The sequence below is a fragment of the Pseudomonas sp. NLJ1 genome, from assembly GCF_049486705.1.
GTDB lineage: Bacteria > Pseudomonadota > Gammaproteobacteria > Pseudomonadales > Pseudomonadaceae > Aquipseudomonas > Aquipseudomonas inefficax.
Map to the genome: position 1 here is coordinate 2,368,254 of NZ_CP137735.1, position 17,381 is coordinate 2,385,634.

12 protein-coding genes are annotated in these 17,381 nt (G+C 63.7%); 2 read left to right on the top strand and 10 right to left on the bottom strand.

Annotation, left to right across the window (positions count from 1 at the left end; all coding sequences use genetic code 11):
• Positions 1-80 precede the first annotated feature (80 nt).
• Positions 81-5,603 (top strand): dermonecrotic toxin domain-containing protein, encoded by a 5,523-nt coding sequence (locus R9B85_RS10630; protein WP_243432316.1) that lies wholly within the window; start codon positions 81-83, stop codon positions 5,601-5,603.
• A 59-nt stretch (positions 5,604-5,662) separates the two neighbouring features.
• Here the strand turns inward: R9B85_RS10630 and hutG are convergent, their stop codons facing one another.
• From hutG to hutC, 7 genes are all read right to left on the bottom strand, one after another.
• The gene (gene hutG / locus R9B85_RS10635) at positions 5,663-6,466 is read right to left on the bottom strand and encodes an N-formylglutamate deformylase (protein WP_207878223.1); all 804 of its coding nucleotides are present in this window, start codon (positions 6,464-6,466) and stop codon (positions 5,663-5,665) included.
• Between the two features lie 10 nt (positions 6,467-6,476).
• Positions 6,477-7,682: an imidazolonepropionase gene (hutI, locus tag R9B85_RS10640; protein ID WP_215520514.1), complete on the bottom strand. Its 1,206-nt coding sequence runs from the start codon at positions 7,680-7,682 to the stop codon at positions 6,477-6,479.
• 16 nt (positions 7,683-7,698) lie between these two features.
• Positions 7,699-9,102, bottom strand: a complete 1,404-nt coding sequence (locus R9B85_RS10645; protein WP_182328860.1) for an amino acid permease — start codon at positions 9,100-9,102, stop codon at positions 7,699-7,701.
• 157 nt (positions 9,103-9,259) lie between these two features.
• Positions 9,260-10,792: a histidine ammonia-lyase gene (gene hutH / locus R9B85_RS10650; RefSeq protein WP_423771015.1), complete on the bottom strand. Its 1,533-nt coding sequence runs from the start codon at positions 10,790-10,792 to the stop codon at positions 9,260-9,262.
• A 106-nt stretch (positions 10,793-10,898) separates the two neighbouring features.
• Complete coding sequence (gene hutU / locus R9B85_RS10655; protein ID WP_015272106.1) at positions 10,899-12,572, bottom strand: urocanate hydratase; 1,674 nt, start codon at positions 12,570-12,572, stop codon at positions 10,899-10,901.
• A gap of 255 nt (positions 12,573-12,827) precedes the next feature.
• On the bottom strand, positions 12,828-13,400 hold the full coding sequence (locus R9B85_RS10660; protein ID WP_112249579.1) for a HutD/Ves family protein: 573 nt from the start codon (positions 13,398-13,400) through the stop codon (positions 12,828-12,830).
• Positions 13,397-14,107, bottom strand: a complete 711-nt coding sequence (gene hutC, locus R9B85_RS10665) for a histidine utilization repressor (RefSeq protein ID WP_013974563.1) — start codon at positions 14,105-14,107, stop codon at positions 13,397-13,399. The genes R9B85_RS10660 and hutC overlap by 4 nt, the downstream gene beginning before the upstream one ends.
• Positions 14,108-14,252: 145 nt before the next feature.
• Here hutC and R9B85_RS10670 point away from each other — a divergent pair, with 145 nt between their 5' ends.
• Positions 14,253-15,617, top strand: coding sequence for a formimidoylglutamate deiminase (locus tag R9B85_RS10670; protein WP_313856969.1), 1,365 nt, complete (start codon positions 14,253-14,255; stop codon positions 15,615-15,617).
• 115 nt (positions 15,618-15,732) lie between these two features.
• Here R9B85_RS10670 and R9B85_RS10675 read toward each other — a convergent pair whose 3' ends face one another.
• The 3 genes from R9B85_RS10675 to R9B85_RS10685 form a co-directional block, all read right to left on the bottom strand.
• Entirely contained in the window at positions 15,733-16,305 is a 573-nt protein-coding gene (locus tag R9B85_RS10675; protein ID WP_112249583.1) for a lipocalin family protein, read from the bottom strand.
• Entirely contained in the window at positions 16,302-16,556 is a 255-nt protein-coding gene (gene bamE / locus R9B85_RS10680; protein ID WP_003249234.1) for an outer membrane protein assembly factor BamE domain-containing protein, read from the bottom strand. The genes R9B85_RS10675 and bamE overlap by 4 nt, the downstream gene beginning before the upstream one ends.
• A 227-nt stretch (positions 16,557-16,783) precedes the next feature.
• Positions 16,784-17,380, bottom strand: coding sequence for a DUF924 family protein (locus R9B85_RS10685; protein ID WP_112249585.1), 597 nt, complete (start codon positions 17,378-17,380; stop codon positions 16,784-16,786).
• Position 17,381: the final 1 nt, after the last annotated feature.

Here is a 17,381-nt window from a genome sequence, read left to right on the forward strand (position 1 = left end):
CAAGGGCACATATATCTACCTCCAGCAGTTCAGGCAGGCCCGCGATAGTCCCTCGCCCCAAATCAAGCAAGGGCCTCGCCATGCCAACTGCAGTCACTGCCGTGCCTAGTGTTCATTACGCCACCATCGAGCGCAGAATCCCCACCTGGCTCAAGCAGGCTCCACCAGAAACCCGACTTGCGATGCGCAACTGGCATCAACCCCCTGCCTGGCTGGTGACGGCACTCCAGCAACAACCGGAAGTCGCCAAGGCATGGCAGGAAGAGCACGCACGCCACCGCGAGCACCAGGTGCAGGTGCACAAGCTGTTCGAACAGCTTCCGACCCTGGAAACCTACGCCGCCAAGGCACTCACCGAAGCCATCCAGCAGCGATTCAGGTTTGACCTGGATGTGCGCAACACCTACCTCGTCGATGCCCGCCTGATCGAAACGACCGACGCCATCGACAGCCGCCAGGCCGTCGACCGGGCTACACGTTCGCTGCTGCACTGCGCCTTGCACAACTTCGACCAGGCCGCCGCTGCCGAACACGGCATGGACGCGCCCGCCTCCCTGCTCAAGAGGTCGGTCATCGTCGATCACCGGCGCTTCATGGGCACCGTGCCGATCATCAATGCACTGGGTATCGCCGCCGAAGACTTCGCCGACTTGTGTCGCACGCTGGATATCGGCGGCAAGTATCACGAACAGGTACATGCCATCTACTACCCGGTGGCCACGCCGTCACTCGGCGCCGATGAAGCCGCACTGGCCGTTTATGAAATCTTGGGGCGTGCCGAGGTCTCGGCATTCCGGCAATCCCTGCATTTCGCCCGCCTCAAGGGTGATATCAGCGAAACGCTATATTCCGCCGCTCTCGCCACACCACTTGACCAGGCGCCATCGCCCTCTTCGCCGGTGACATTCAGCTTGCTCGAGTTGTGGGAAGCCGAGCTGACCGGCGTTGTGCTCATTACCCTGCAAGCTGAAGGGCATCAGGCCGTGGCGCTGTACATCCCTGAAGACAGCACCACGCCCCTCAAGGAGTTCACCAGCCAGCAAGCCATGCACGACGAATTGCGCGACAGGCTCCAGGCCGATATCGGCTACCTGGACAGCCACCTCGCCGACCGCGACAAGGCGCGGATAACCACCCGCCTGAAGGACCGGCTCATGCCCCTCGCCTGGAGTGTCCGCGGCTTGCATGAACGTGTTCCGGACCCGCACGCCACCCTGTATCCGGTCATGAAGCCTTTCAGTTACGCCTTCCAAGGCGTGATGGCTTTCCAGAAGGCCCAGCGTCATGAAAAGGATGTGCTGTTCCACGCCACTCCCACCGAAATCGTCGACCGGCGCACCACGCAAGCCCACCGGGAACTGATCGCCGGCCGTGTGCTTACGGCCTTGAACATCGCCGGCTTCTTCGTGCCGGGGCTTGGCGAGGCAATGCTTGCCGTTTGCCTGGCCCAGCTGGCCCATGAGGTGTATGAAGGGATCGACGCCTGGGAAAACGACGAGCGTGATACTGCCTATGGCTATCTGGTCGATGTGATCGAAAACGTGGCCGTCATGGCCGCCCTCAGCGCAGCAGCCAAAGCATTGAGAGGCTCGCAGGGCAGCGAAACCGGCACGCCTTCGGAAGGTCCGGCGGTAGAAGAGCCAGAGGACGAGGAACCAGGGATAGCCCGTATTCCTGTAGAAACGCCTTCATTCATCGAAGAACTGGAAGACGTGGAAACATCCGATGGTCAGATGCGGCTGTGGAAACCCGACCTCACGCCCTACCAGAGCTTCGAGACACTGCCCCATGACCTGGTACCGGACGAACTGGGCCTACGGCATCACCAAGGCAAACGCTGGCTGGTACTGCAGGGCAATCAGTACATCGTCAGCCAAGCGCCAACGACTGGTGAATATCGTTTGCAACACCCTGCAAGTCCTCGCCGTTACCAGCCGCCAGTGCGGCACAACGGTGCCGGAGCATGGTTGCACGTTACCGATAAGCCACTGAGTTGGTCGGGCATGACACTCCTGCGCCGCATCGGCCACTTGAGTGGGCACTTCGACGAGCCGACGCTGCAACGGATTATCGCCGTCAGCGGCGTACACGAAGACGAGCTGCGCCGCGCCCTGGCCGAAAGCCAGCGGCTGCCGGCCTTGCTGGAAGACACCCTGCAACGTTTCAAGCTGGACGAAACGGTCCGCCAGCTGGCGGACGAGAGCACTCGGCCCGCTGAGTTTGCCAGGGCCTACGCCGGCCTTTCGCGCGACCTGGCGCCGGGCGCCGAGGCCATCCAGAGGGCGTATCCGAAATTGCCGTCAGCAGTCGCCAATGAGCTGGCGCGCGAGGCCAGTGCCAACGAACTGCAGATACTCGACAACGGCAAGGTACCACTGCGCCTTGCCGAAGAGGCCCGCATCTACCAGCAACAAATTCGCCTTGCACACGCCTGCGAAGGGCTGTACCTGTCCAGCGTGCCGAACTGGGATAGCGACCTGTTGATCGTGCATACGCTCGAACGCTTGCCAGGCTGGCCTGCACAGACCAGGCTCCGGCTGCTCCAGCGCATGTCCTGGCCGACCCAGGATCATGCCATAGGCACACTGGACACCCGCCCATTCAAGACCATCACCCATGCCCAGGCAGGGTACATCGTCCACGACGAAAGCCTGCCCAGCGCGGCGGTCAAGGTGTATTCAAGCCTTTACGCTGCATTGTACGAGGCACTGCCAGCGGCCATGGCAAGCATGGACGTCGCCGATCAGCAAGCGCTGCAGCGCCTTGTACAGGAAAGCCCGTTGCTGCCTCGCCCGGCCTTGAGGGTGCTGCTGGGCATGCAGCCCGTACGCCCAGGCTACCGTTCTCCCATGCGCCTGGCTGATGGCCGCCTGGGCTACCCACTCAGTGGCGGCGGCCCGGCCACCCATGGCATCACCCGCCAGCAGCTGTTCGAAGCTATCGAAGCCACAGGGCTCGCCGAACGCACCGGCCGCTCGGCGGATCAGGTTCTGCTGGCACTTGCCAGCCGCGGCCGTACGCAACTGCAGATATTCGAACATTTGCAGACACTACTGGAGCAGCGCAACGAGCTGCAAAGCAGCCTGGACGATTGGAGCGAAGCCATTTCGCCGGCAAGCGACCAGGCAGCACAGGACTACGACAGCCTGCGTGACTCGATCATGCAACATTGGTACGACACTGCGCTGGACAGCACCGGGCCCACCACCGAACTGCGTATCGCCCGCGTCCCCCTTGCCGACGTGCCCCTCACCTTGCCCGCTTTTTTCAACGCACGCGTGCGCAGCCTGAGCCTGATCGACTTACCGTCAGGGTCCTTGGCGGGCTGGGCGCAAAACGAGCGCCTGCTGCAACGCCTGCTCAGGCAGATGCCGCAGATCGAGTCGCTGGAAATCAGCCGTCCGTTTGACCCCAGGGCAACACCCTCGCCCTTCCTGTTCAGCGTGCCCACCATCACCGAGTGCCTGCCAGCGTTGCAACGACTGGTGCTCACCAACCAGAACATGACGCTCTCCGAAAGCGACCTGAACCTGCTGTCAGGGCTTCGCCAATTGAGATACCTCGACCTGAGTGGTAACCGGCTGGCGCAGAGCAACAGGCCAAGCTTCCATGAATTGACCCTGGATTACCTGGGCCTGGACCAGATGCAATTGGCCCAATGGCCGATCGGGATTGGCAGCGACGCCTTGGCGCGCATTGCCCACCTGTCATTGCGCCACAACAATCTCAGGTCGTTGCCCACGTTCCTGCTTCATGAAGCGGACATGCTGACCACGCCACCGGTGATCTCGCTGGAAGGCAACAGTATCAATGAATCCCACCTGCAGCGCTTGTTGCTGAACGAGCACGTCGACACCTCGGGTATCACCACGGACCAGCCAGCAGCACTTTCCGAACAGCTAGCACGCATTCGCGATGAGCGACGGCAGATGCGCGATGCGATCGATGGCTGGGCCCAGGCATCCAGTTCGAGCAACCCATTGACCCAGGCCGCACTGGCGGACAGGCAACGTATCGCGTCAGCAATCGATCAATTCTGGGAACAACAGGAGCAGGGCCAGTCATACCTGCGCCTGCAACTCGAGGACGTGGCCATCGAGCATTTCCCCAGGCGGCTTCCAGCGTTCTTCGGCGCCCGCGTACGTGCACTCAGCCTGACGCGGTTGCGAGGCAGCACCTCACAGCTCGATGAACTACTCAGCCGGTTCCCTAACATCAGCCGGCTGACCATCGATGCACACCAGGCCGCCATGCCCTCGCTGGCATCCGCCCTGGCTCGCCTTCCCCAACTCACCTACCTGGAGTTTCGCAACATGGGTCTGGAGGTCGACCAGGCCATGATGGACATTTTCGCAGGGCTGCGAAACCTGACCTCGCTGGACCTGTCGGGCAACCGGGCAGGCAGCATCGACCATGTGCCCGCATCGCTGGCCGGCAACCTGCAGTCACTCGCATTGACCAACATGAACCTGCAAGCCTGGCCCAGCTGGTGTGACAGTTTGCTGCCACTGGAACTTCTGGACCTGAGCTCGAACAACATCACCCAGTTGCCCGAGCACATCCTGACGAACCTGAACAATCCCATGCCAATCTCGTCGATCGCCTTGTTCGACAACCCGCTGCCTCTTGAAACCATCCTGCGGGTACGCACGTTCTCGGACAGCCAGCACAGCTATTCCTTTGCCCTGGATATCCCCGACGACCTGATGTTCTTCGACTCTTCCAGCGAAGGATCTCTCGACCACCCTCACTTCCCACTGCTGGGCGATGATACGCCCAGGCTGGAGGACTGGATGCTGGGTAGCGAAGCACAGAATGCCGCATTGCAGGACTGCTGGGAACGGCTCGAAGGCAGTGATCTGTTGCGTCTGGCGGGCCGTTTGCACAATGCCGCCCCATACGTTGACCCGAATACGCGAGCCACCTTCTGCGAACGGGTGCGCTTGATGCTGGTGGTGGCTGCAAGCAACGAAACCGAACGCCCGATCATGGAGAGCATCGCCGCAGCGGCATTGCCAGACCCGGTAACCGGCTCGCAGACCTGCCATGACGGAGCGCTGCAGGAGTTCAACAATATTGAACTGTACCTGATGAGCCAACGCCTGTTGGTCGACGCCGGCGATTCCCTGCAAGCACTGCGTCGTCGCCTGTTGCAGCTTTTCCGGATCGAACAGCTGGAGCTGCTGGCCAACCAACGGACCGGCTCGGGTGACCTGGTCTCGGTACGCCTGGCCTACCGCCGGGAACTGGCCAGGGAACTGGACCTGCCGATCGCCGACAGCATGCGTTTTCGAGGTGCTGCGAACCTGGCGCGCGATGAGCTATCCAGTGTGTTGGAAAAGGTCCGCAAAAGTGAACTGAGCGATGCACTGGTCGACTACATGCTGGCGAATACGGACTGGACCACGCGCCTGCGCGCCGAGTGTGCCGACCGCTTCGCCGAAATAGACGCACGTTTCCGCCTGCGGGTACTCGAGCTGGCCAGCAAGGACCACTCGCTTCAGGACGAGTTGAACTTGCAGCAAGGCCTGCAAGATGACAAGGACCAGGAAGAGAAGGAGCTACTGCGCGAACTTACCATCAAGCAGATCAACAACAACTGACCCGTAGTGACTGGCGACGCGCATGGCCTGCATCGCGTCGCCATTCTTACTGGCGAACTTCACCGCCCGTAATGCGCCTTGCCCCAGTCCAGCACTGCCTGCAGAAGCTGCTTCAACACCTCCTGTGTCGGCCGTGCCAGGTCTTCGCGGTAAGCGAACGGCTCGGCTTCTTCCATGTAAGTGCTCTGCGCCAGCTCCAGCTGCACCGCATGGATGTGATTGGCCGGATCGCCGTAATGCCGGGTGATATGCCCGCCCTTGAAGCGGCCATTGAGCACATGGCTGTAGCCTTGGGCCTGGGCGCACACCTCTTTCAGCCGTTCGGCCAGAGCCGGGTCGCAACTGGCGCCGTTGAAGGTACCCAGGTTGAAATCCGGTAGCTTGCCGTCGAACAGGTGCGGGATCAGTGAACGGATCGAATGGGCGTCCCACAGCAGGGCGTAGCCGAACTGCTCGCGCAGCCGCGCCAGCTCGCGACGAATCGTGTCGTGGTAGGGGCGCCAGATCTGCTCCAGATACTGCTTGCGCTCCTCGCCTGTCGGCACCAGCCCGTCCTTGAACAATGGCTCGCCATCGAACAGCGTGGCCGGGTACAGGCCAGTGGTGGCACCAACGTACAGCGGCTTGTCGTCATCCGGGCGGTTCAGGTCGATGACGAAGCGCGAATACTCCGCTGCCACCACACTGGCGCCCATCTCACGGGCAAAGTCATACAGCCGTGGTATATGCCAGTCAGTGTCTGGCAGGCTGCGCGCCTGATCGACCAGGCCGTCTCGTACCGCCGGCGACAGCTTCAGGCCGGCATGGGGCATGCTGATCAGCAGCGGCAGGCGGCCCTGGTGAAAACTCAGTACCTTGTCCATCGTGCCTCACTCAGTTGGAAATCTCGTGGCCCTTGCGCACCACGCGCTTGGGCAGGTCGCCGCCCAGCCAGTAGGCCAGGTCGGCGGGGCGTTCGATCTGCCAGGCGACGAAGTCGGCGACCTTGCCCACTTCCAGCGAGCCGTGGCTGTCGCCCAGGCCCAGCGCCGTGGCGGCGTGCACGGTGACACCGGCCAGGGCCTCTTCCGGGGTCATGCGGAAGCAGGTGCAGCCCATGTTCAGCATCAGCCGTAGCGACAGCCCTGGCGAGGTGCCGGGGTTGAGGTCGCTGGCCAGGGCAATCTTCACGCCGTGGCGGCGCAAGGCGTCCATCGGCGGCAGCTGGGTTTCGCGCAGGAAGTAGAACGCGCCCGGCAGCAGCACGGCGACCGTGCCGGCTTTTGCCATGGCAATGGCGTCTTCCTCGGTCATGAATTCCAGATGGTCAGCCGAAAGCGCCTGGTAGCGCGCCGCCAGGCTGGAACCGTGCAGCGACGACAACTGTTCGGCGTGCAACTTGACCGGCAGGCCCAGCTCGCGCGCCTTGATGAACAGCCGCTCGACCTGGGCCGGGGAGAACGCCAGGTGTTCGCAGAAGGCATCCACTGCGTCCACCAGGCCTTCGGCGGCCAGGGCCGGCAGCATTTCATCGCAGATGTGCGCGATGTAGTCGTCAGCCCGGCCGACGTATTCCGGCGGCAAGGCATGGGCTGCCAGGCAGGTGGCGCGCACCGCCAAAGGCAACTCGTCAGCCAGGCGCCGGGCCACGCGCAGCATCTTGCGCTCGTTGGCCAGGTCCAGGCCGTAGCCGGACTTGATCTCGATGGTGGTCACGCCATCGCGCATCAGCGCCTGGACCCGCTGGCGAGCACTGGCGAACAGCTCGTCCTCGCTGGCCGCGCGGGTGGCCCGCACGGTGCTGGCGATGCCACCGCCCTGTGCGGCGATTTCGGCATAGCTCACGCCCTGCAGGCGCTGCTCGAACTCGCCGCTGCGGTTGCCACCGAACACCGCGTGGGTGTGGCAGTCGATCAGCCCCGGGGTGACCCAGGCGCCGCCCAGGTCCACCGTACGCTCGGCATCGACCGACACCAGCTCGACGCGTGGGCCGATCCACTCGATCAGCCCGGCGTCGGTGACGATGGCCGCGTCCTCGATGGCCGAGTAACGGCCTTCGGCCATGGTTGCCACATGGCAGTGCTGCCAGACGGTTCTCATACATTGACTCCTGTACTTAGCGGTGCAGCTCGGCCGGTTCCGCTACCGGGTTGCCCTGCCCTGCGCGCGGCTTGCACCACAGCAGGTAGGACGCCACCAGGAACACCACCCAGACCACGCCGACGAGCAGTGCCGCCTGGGTATCCGGGAAGTAACCGAGCACGCCAAAGATGAACACCATGAACGCAATGGCCATGGCCGGGCCGTAAGGCCAGAACGGTACCGGGAACTGTAGCTGGGCCACTTGTTCACGGCTCATGCTGCGGCGCATGGCCACTTGGGTGAGCAGGATCATCAGCCACACCCACACGGTGGCGAAGGTAGCGATCGAAGCGATCAGCAGGAACACGTTCTCCGGGATCAGGTAGTTGAGCAGCACGCCGATCAGCAGCGCAGCACCCATCACCACAACGGTCATCCACGGCACGCCGTGCTTCGACAGCTTGCTGAAGCCGCGCGGTGCGTGGCCTTGCTGGGCCAGGCCGTACATCATGCGGCCGGCGCCGAAGATGTCGCTGTTGATGGCCGAGATCGCGGCAGAAATCACCACGATGTTCAGCACCGCGGCGGCAGAGCCGATGCCCAGGTTACTGAAGATCTGCACGAACGGGCTGCCCTGGCTGCCGATCTGCGGCCATGGGAACAGGCACATCAGCACGAACAGGGTGAGCACGTAGAACAGCAGGATGCGCAACGGCACGGCGTTGATAGCCTTGGGGATGACCCGCTGCGGGTCCTTGGCCTCACCGGCGGTGACGCCGATGATCTCGATGCCGCCGAACGCGAACATCACCACGGCAAAGGAGGCGATCAGGCCACCCACGCCATTGGGCATGAAGCCGCCGTGGTCGAACAGGTTGCTGACACCCACGGCCTGCCCGGTGCCTACCTGGCTGAAGCCGAAGGCCATGATGCCGAGGCCGGCCAGGATCATCGCCACGATGGCGCCGACCTTGAGCAGCGACAGCCAGAATTCCATTTCGCCAAAGACCTTGACGTTGCACAGGTTGAGGCCGCCGATCAGGAAGACGATGCCCAGCACCCAGATCCAGCGGGCCACTTCCGGGAACCAGAAGCCCATGTAGATACCGAAGGCGGTGACGTCGGCGATGGCGACGATGACCATCTCGAAGGCGTAGGTCCAGCCAAGGATGAAGCCGGCCATGGGGCCGAGGTAGGTGCTGGCGTAGTGGCCGAACGAGCCGGCGACCGGGTTGTGCACAGCCATTTCGCCGAGGGCGCGCATGACCATGAATACGGCGGCGCCGCCGATCAGGTAGGCCAGCAGCACAGCCGGGCCGGCCATCTGGATGGCCGAGGCGGAACCGTAGAACAGCCCGGTGCCGATGGCGGAACCGAGGGCCATGAAACGGATGTGGCGGGCACTTAGCCCGCGCTTTAGACCTTGAGCTTGTTGCATGTCACGTCCTTAAATTGTTTTTGTGGTCGTGAGATCGAGGGGGGCTGCCTTGCAGCCCAATCGCCGGCAAGCCAGCCCCCACAGAGATGGTGTGTCGCATCTCCATCTGTGGGAGCCGGCTTGCCGGCGATGGGCCGCACAGCGGCCCCTGGGGGCATTACAGGCTTGGCAGCACACCAGCCGGCAGCAGGCCGGTCAGGCGACCCTTGGCCAACAGTTCCACGGCCTTTTCGATGTCGGGCGCGAAGAAACGGTCACGGTCGTAGTGCGGCACTTCGCTGCGCAGCGCCTGGCGCGCCTGCTCCAGCTTGGCCGAGGTCTTCAGGCCCTTGCGCAGGTCCAGGCCCTGGCAGGCGCCCAGCCATTCGATGGCCAGCACACCACGGGTGTTTTCGGCCATTTCCCACAGGCGCTTGCCAGCAGCCGGGGCCATCGACACATGGTCTTCCTGGTTGGCCGAAGTCGGCAGGCTGTCGACGCTGTGCGGGTGCGACAGGGCCTTGTTCTCGCTGGCCAGGGCAGCAGCGGTGACCTGGGCGATCATGAAGCCCGAGTTGACCCCACCGTTTTCCACCAGGAACGGCGGCAGCTGGGACATGTGCTTGTCCATCATCAGCGAGATACGGCGCTCGCTCAGCGAACCGATTTCGGCAATGGCCAGGGCGATGTTGTCGGCGGCCATGGCCACCGGCTCGGCGTGGAAGTTACCGCCGGAAATCACGTCACCTTCGGCAGCGAACACCAGCGGGTTGTCCGACACGGCGTTGGCTTCGATGCCCAGTACCTCGGCAGCCTGGCGCAGCTGGGTCAGGCAGGCGCCCATGACCTGCGGCTGGCAACGCAACGAGTACGGATCCTGGACCTTGTCGCAGTTCTTGTGCGACAGCGACACTTCGCTGGAGTCGCCCAGCAGGTCACGGAAGCAGGCAGCAGTGTCGATCTGGCCACGCTGGCCTCGCACTTCGTGGATACGCGCATCGAACGGCGAGCGCGAGCCCAGTGCGGCTTCAACGCTCAGGCCGCCGCAGGCAATGGCGGCGGCGTACAGGTCTTCACCCTGGAACAGGCCACGCAGGGCATAGGCGGTGGAAGCCTGGGTGCCGTTGAGCAGGGCCAGGCCCTCCTTTGCAGCCAGGGTCAGCGGCTCGAGGCCGGCCACGGCCAGGGCTTCGGTGGCTGGTAGCCACTGGCCCTTGTAGCGTGCCTTGCCTTCACCCAGCAGCACCAGCGACATGTGCGCCAGCGGGGCGAGGTCACCGGAAGCGCCCACCGAACCCTTCAGTGGGATGTGTGGATAGACTTCGGCGTTGACCAGGGCGATCAGCGCGTCGATGACTTTGCGACGGATACCGGAGAAGCCACGGCTGAGACTGTTGATCTTCAGCACCATGATCAGCCGCACCAGGTCGTCATCCAGCGGCGCGCCGACACCGGCGGCGTGGGACAGCACCAGCGAGCGCTGCAGGTTTTCCAGGTCGTGGCTGGCGATGCGGGTCGAGGCCAGCAGGCCGAAACCGGTGTTGATGCCGTAGGCGGTACGGTCTTCGGCAATGATCTGCTCGACGCAGGCAACGCTGGCGTCGATGGCCGGCGCGGCGCTGGCGTCCAGCTTCAGGCGCACGGGCGCGGCATGGATGGCGCGCAGCTGGGCCAGGGTCAGCGTGCCAGGCTTGAGGGTCAATTCGGTCACTTTACTACTCCAATCGCGTGGAGCCGCAGACCCGTTTGTAGGTGCCTGCGCGCTCCTTCTTGTTGTTCAGTATCACCCTTGTGGGGTGCGATCCAAAGCGTGGCGATCAGCCAGTGATCATCGGCAGGTCCAGGCCCTGCTCCTTGGCGCAGTCGATGGCGATGTCGTAACCGGCATCGGCGTGACGCATTACGCCAGTCCCTGGGTCGTTGGTCAGCACGCGAGCGATACGCTCGGCGGCTTCATCGGTACCGTCGCAGACGATGACCATGCCCGAGTGCTGGGAGAAGCCCATGCCCACGCCACCACCGTGGTGCAGCGAAACCCAGGTAGCACCGCCGGCGGTGTTCAGCAGGGCGTTGAGCAGCGGCCAGTCGGAGACAGCGTCGGAACCGTCGCGCATGGCTTCGGTTTCACGGTTGGGGCTGGACACCGAACCGGAGTCCAGGTGGTCACGGCCGATCACGATCGGTGCCGACAGCTCGCCGCTGCGTACCATTTCGTTGAACGCCAGGCCCAGCTTGGCGCGCAGGCCCAGGCCAACCCAGCAGATACGTGCCGGCAGGCCCTGGAAGCTGATGCGCTCGCGAGCCATGTCCAGCCAGCGGTGCAGGTGGGCGTCGTCGGGGATCAGTTCCTTGACCTTGGCGTCGGTCTTGTAGATGTCTTCGGCATCACCGGACAGCGCCGCCCAGCGGAACGGGCCGATGCCACGGCAGAACAGCGGGCGGATGTAGGCCGGCACGAAGCCCGGGAAGTCGAAGGCATTGGCCACGCCTTCTTCCTTGGCCATCTGGCGGATGTTGTTGCCATAGTCGAAGGTCGGGACACCCTGCTTCTGGAAATCGAGCATGGCTTGCACGTGCACGGCCATCGACTGCTTGGCGGCCTTGACCACTGCAGCCGGCTCGGTCTGCGCGCGGTCGCGGTACTGTTCCCAGGTCCAGCCGGCTGGCAGGTAACCGTTCAGCGGGTCGTGGGCGCTGGTCTGGTCGGTGACCATGTCCGGGCGCACGCCACGCTTGACCAGCTCTGGCAGGATTTCGGCAGCGTTGCCGTGCAGGGCGATGGAGATGGCCTTGCCTTCGGCGGTGTACTTGGCGATGCGTGCCAGGGCGTCGTCGAGGTCGGTTGCCTGTTCATCGACGTAACGGGTTTCCAGGCGGAAGTCGATGCGGCTCTGCTGGCATTCGATGTTCAGCGAGCAGGCACCGGCCAGGGTGGCGGCCAGTGGCTGGGCGCCACCCATGCCGCCCAGGCCGGCGGTGAGCACCCACTTGCCTTTCAGGCTGCCGCCGTAATGCTGGCGACCGGCTTCGACGAAGGTTTCGTAGGTGCCCTGGACGATGCCCTGGCTGCCGATGTAGATCCAGCTGCCGGCGGTCATCTGGCCGTACATGGCCAGGCCCTTGGCGTCCAGTTCGTTGAAGTGTTCCCAGTTGGCCCAGTGCGGCACCAGGTTGGAGTTGGCGATCAGTACGCGCGGGGCATTGCTGTGGGTCTTGAACACGCCGACCGGCTTGCCCGACTGCACCAGCAGGGTTTCGTCGTCTTCCAGGCGGGTCAGGGTCTCGACGATCTTGTCGTAGCACGCCCAGTTACGGGCAGCGCGGCCGATACCGCCGTACACCACCAGTTCCTTCGGGTTTTCCGCGACCTGTGGATCGAGGTTGTTCATCAGCATGCGCAGCGGCGCTTCGGTCAGCCAGCTTTTGGCAGTCAGCTTGTTGCCACGTGGGGCACGGATTTCAACGTCACGGTATTTGTTGTTGTCGGTCACGGGAAAGGTCCTCTGCGGTCGTCCGCGGGCGGGTATGTCGTGGTAGATATACAAACACACCTTTACTTGTATGTACAAGCATGGACAACCAAAATAATTGGACTTTCCCGCTGAATGGCAAAAGAAATGGGGCCGCTGCGCGGCCCTTCGCGGGCTTGCCCGCTCCCACAGAGAGCTCCACTGCCTTCAAGGCGTGCGCTGTACCTGTGGGAGCGGGCAAGCCCGCGAAGGGCTGCGCAGCAGCCCCCGGCTATCTCAACGTGAAACGAGTTCGATCAGGCAGAACCGCCCCTGCACATCCAACCCCAGCAACTGGTCATTGCCCTCCAGCCGCAGGCAGTCATACAGCCCCAACCGCTGCGCCTCGCGCCCGGCAATACCCACCTCGACCTGGCTGCTGGCCGCGAACAGCAACAGCGTCGACGCCGAACTGTACAAACGGCTGGTGCCATCGAACCACTGCAACCGCGCCCGGTAGCGCTGCGGTGCATAGATCAGGTTGAAATCGCGGATCGCGCCGCCCAGCAGCTTGCAGCTGACCTGGCTCTCGCCACTGAAGGCAAAGGCATCGAACGGCAGCAACGGCCGGCTGGCCTGGCCGTCGACCAACAGGCGCATGCCGTCGCCTTGCAACACGGTGATGATCCGCTGATAGCCGGCGAAGGTGGAAAACCCACCGGACTCCTCGATATCGGCAATCGACAAGCGCCAGCCAAAGCCGTCCAGGCCCTCGCCATTGTCGCGAGTAATCTCTTCGGTGAAACCGCCACCGTTCTTCCACGGCATGCGCGGGTAGCCCTGCGCACGCAACAACTGCAGCTGACTCATTTGCTGAAACGTCCTTCCAGGCGATGACGGGAACCAGGGTGGATCAGCCGCGCGGCGGTCACCGGCTGGCGGCCGGACCAGGTGCGACGGCGGATCAGCAGGCAGGGCTCGCCCCGCTCGATCTGCAACAGGCGGCATTCTTCCGGCTCGGCCAGGATTGCCTCGACCACGTGTTCACCCTCGGTCAGCGGCGCCACCTGCGACAGGTAGGCGTAAGGCGTCTGCCGGGTGAAGTCCTGCTTGAGGTAGTCGGGGGCAATCGCAGCATTGACGTAGCGGTCCTCGATCTGCACCGGCACGCCGTTCTCGAAATGCACGATCAGCGAGTGGAACACCCGCTGGCCTTCGCGCATGTCCAGGGCCAGGGCCCGCTCGGAACCGGCCGTTTCCTCGGTGAGGGTGATCACCTGGCAGCTATGCTGGTGGCCACGAGCGGCAATTTCATCGGCGATGTTGTTGACCTCGAACAGCGCCGAACGCCCCTTGGGCTCGGCCACGAAGGTCCCGACCCCTTGCATGCGCACCAGAAGGCCTTCGGCGGTAAGTTCGCGCAGGGCGCGGTTGATGGTCATACGGCTGAAGCCCAGCTCGCTGACCAGTTCGCTCTCCGAGGGTACTCGGTGATGCGGTGGCCAGCTGCCGTTGTCGATCTGCTGGATGATCATCTGTTTGACCCGGGCGTACAGCGGCGCCGGGCCCTCGCCCATCTGGGCAACCAGCGCGGAGACAGGAGGTGTCGGCACGGCGTTGGATCCTTGTGCAAATGGAATGAGCGGTAGCTTGCCGCAGTTTACCCGGCAGGCAAACGCCTGTATATGTATATACAAGTCAACAATAACAGGATTTTCACCGATGTCCGCCTACTTCGCCGAACGCGCCCTGCTACCCACGGGCTGGGCCAGCAATGTCCGCATCGAGGTCACCTGCGATGGCCGCGTGGCCCGCATCGAACCGGATGCTTCGGCCGAAGGCGCCGAGCGGCTGGCCGGCCCACTGCTGCCCGGCATGCCCAACCTGCACTCGCATGCCTTCCAGCGCGCCATGGCAGGGCTGGCGGAAGTCGCCGGCAACCCCAACGACAGTTTCTGGACCTGGCGCGACCTGATGTACCGCCTGGTCGGCCAGATCAGCCCGGAGCAGCTGCAGGTCATCGCCCGCCAGCTCTATATCGAAATGCTCAAGGCCGGCTACACCTCGGTGGCCGAATTCCACTACGTACACCATGACCAGGCCGGCAAGGCCTACGCCGACCCGGCCGAACTGTCCCGCCGCATCAGCGCGGCTGCAGCCGACAGCGGCATTGGCCTGACCTTGCTGCCGGTGCTGTACAGCCACGCAGGCTTCGGCGGCCAGGCCCCGAATGAGGGGCAGCGGCGCTTCATCAACTCCACCGAGCAGTACCTGCAACTGCAAGCGCAGCTGGCCCCGCTGCTGGCCGCGCAACCCGCGCAGCAACTGGGTCTGTGCTTCCATTCGCTGCGCGCCGTGACGCCCGGGCAGATCGCCGAAGTGCTGGCAGCCAGCGACAAGCAGTGCCCGGTGCATATCCATATCGCCGAGCAGCAGAAGGAAGTCGACGACTGCCTGGCCTGGAGCGGCCTGCGCCCGCTGCAGTGGCTGTACGAGCACGTGGACGTGGACCCACGCTGGTGCCTGGTGCATGCCACCCATGCCGAGCCGGATGAAGTCACCGCCATGGCCCGCAGCGGCGCGGTAGCCGGGCTGTGCCTGACCACCGAGGCCAACCTGGGCGACGGGATTTTCCCGGCAGTGGACTATCTGGCACAGGGTGGGCGCATGGGCATTGGTTCGGACAGCCATGTGTCGTTGAGTGTGGTGGAGGAACTGCGCTGGTTGGAATACGGCCAGCGGCTGCGCGACCAGCGGCGTAACCGCCTGTATCGCGGCGACCAGCCGATGGTCGGGCGCACGCTGTATGACACTGCGCTGGCGGGCGGCGCGCAGGCGCTGGGGCAGGCGGTCGGGGAACTGGCCGTGGGCAAGCGCGCCGACTGGCTGGTGCTCGATGGGCAGGACCCTTACATCGCCATGGCCGATGGGGATGCGATTCTCAACCGCTGGCTGTTTGCCGGCGGCGATCGCCAGGTGCGGGATGTGATGGTGAATGGGCAGTGGGTGGTGCGCCAGGGGGAACATGCACAGCAAGAGGAAAGCGGGCGCGCGTTTGCCGAGGTGTTGCGCCAGCTTTTGGGCTGAGTTTTTGGGGCCGCTTTGCGGCCCATCGCGACACAAGGCCGCTCCTACAGGGATATGCGTTCCCCTGTAGGAGCGGCCTTGTGTCGCGATGGGTTGCAAAGCAACCCTCAGAAATTCAGTGCCTCTTGACGATCTGCTGGTCCGACGCACGCCAGATCAGCCGATTGGTGTCATACCCCTGCTGCCGGGCCCTGGACATCAGATTCTCGCGCTCCCAGGCCGCTAGCGTCGGCGTACGCGACAGGATCCACAAGTGCTTGCGGTCCGGGCTGCCGACCACCGCCGTACGGTAGCGATCATCCACATACAGAATCCAGTACTCGCCCCTCGCCACCCCTGGCACCAGCTTGGTGAACCAGTTGTCGAACTCGACCCACAACTTGTCGGTGTGCCCCGGCTCCTGGATGTTCGCATGCCCTTCGGCGCGCAGCCATTCGTCACCCATGGTGCGGCAGCGGTTGAGCACGCCGAGGCTACCATCGAGCCTGAGGTTGTAGTGCGCTTCCGACTGCTCGCAGCCGGTCTGGTAGCGCATCGGCAGGCGCGCCAGCTCGTACCACTTGCCCTGGTAGCGCTTGAGGTCGATGTTGCCTGCGGTTTTCGGTGCCAGCGGGTCATGCACGGAGCCGGCGCAACCGCCCAGCAGCAATGCCAGGCATACCCCCATCAGCAGATACAGGTGCCTCATTTGAGACCCTGCCCTGAATACATGAGCACCTTGTCAGCCGCATACTGGACACTGATGAAGCTCTTCTCGTCCCCCCAGGTGCAGCTGCTCATCCCCAGCGCGCCAGAGCACTCGGTCGGCGTGCCGAGCAACTGCTCGACCTCGGCCTTGTTCATACCGGCCTTGATCTTGGAATAGTTTTCCTGATTGATCTTGCTGCAGGCAGTCAGGACGACGCACAGCGACAACAGGGCGAGGGAACGCAACGACATGAAGGACACTCCTGGAGAGGGGATACAGGCGAGTGGCCTGCAGTGACCTTCGACGGTAAAAACCCTCCCAGGTTCCCTACCCTCCCTCCTCTATCCCTACGCCATTGGTCGGATGGCCACTACTGTGCGATTAATCACAAAGCATTGATCATCCGCCCAATAAAAAAGCCGCCCCCTGTAGGAGCGGCCTTGTGTCGCGATGGCCTGCGCAGCAGGCCCCTGCTATCTCAGAACCTGGACCCAGGCTCCAGCAAAAAGTCCATCTCTTCGCTGGTGCTCGGCCGCTCCAGCACCAGGTTGCGGTGCGGGAAGCGCCCGAAACGGGCAATCACCCGCTGGTGCTGCTCGGCATAGTCGAGGAAGCCTTCGAACAACCGGCGGTTGGCCTCGGGCTGCTCCTCCAGCAGTAGCTGGTAGCGCTCGACGCACAGGTTCTGCCAGTCCAGTACCTCGGCGTGCTCCAGCACCAGCAGCACGAACACCCGCTGGATCGGCAGCAGCTGGTAATCCCAGTTTTTCTGCAAACCTTGCATCGCCACCACTTGGGCACGCCGATCGCCCTCGAAGGCGCGCGGCGTGTCGCGGTAGATCATGCGCGGCAGCTGGTCCAGCAGAATCAGCAGGCCCAGCCAGCCCTGCGGGCTTTGCTGCCACTCGTCGAGCCCACCCGCCAGGGCATGCTCGACCAGCTCGCCAAACAGCGCATGGGCCTCGGCATCATGATGCTTGCCGAACCACAGCGTACTCTTCTCGTCAGCCACGGCCTGGGGACTGGTGCCCCAACCGAACCACCACTCCAGCAACGGCTGCCAAGGTGCGAGCATG

Coding starts and splice junctions, on each gene's coding strand:
- hutI (WP_215520514.1), bottom strand. CDS start 7,682: ATGAGAACCGTCTGGCAGCACTGCCATGTGGCAACCATGGCCGAAGGC.
- R9B85_RS10685 (WP_112249585.1), bottom strand. CDS start 17,380: ATGCTCGCACCTTGGCAGCCGTTGCTGGAGTGGTGGTTCGGTTGGGGC.
- R9B85_RS10670 (WP_313856969.1), top strand. CDS start 14,253: ATGTCCGCCTACTTCGCCGAACGCGCCCTGCTACCCACGGGCTGGGCC.
- R9B85_RS10645 (WP_182328860.1), bottom strand. CDS start 9,102: ATGCAACAAGCTCAAGGTCTAAAGCGCGGGCTAAGTGCCCGCCACATC.
- R9B85_RS10675 (WP_112249583.1), bottom strand. CDS start 16,305: ATGAGGCACCTGTATCTGCTGATGGGGGTATGCCTGGCATTGCTGCTG.
- hutC (WP_013974563.1), bottom strand. CDS start 14,107: ATGGGCGAGGGCCCGGCGCCGCTGTACGCCCGGGTCAAACAGATGATC.
- R9B85_RS10660 (WP_112249579.1), bottom strand. CDS start 13,400: ATGAGTCAGCTGCAGTTGTTGCGTGCGCAGGGCTACCCGCGCATGCCG.
- R9B85_RS10630 (WP_243432316.1), top strand. CDS start 81: ATGCCAACTGCAGTCACTGCCGTGCCTAGTGTTCATTACGCCACCATC.
- bamE (WP_003249234.1), bottom strand. CDS start 16,556: ATGTCGTTGCGTTCCCTCGCCCTGTTGTCGCTGTGCGTCGTCCTGACT.
- hutG (WP_207878223.1), bottom strand. CDS start 6,466: ATGGACAAGGTACTGAGTTTTCACCAGGGCCGCCTGCCGCTGCTGATC.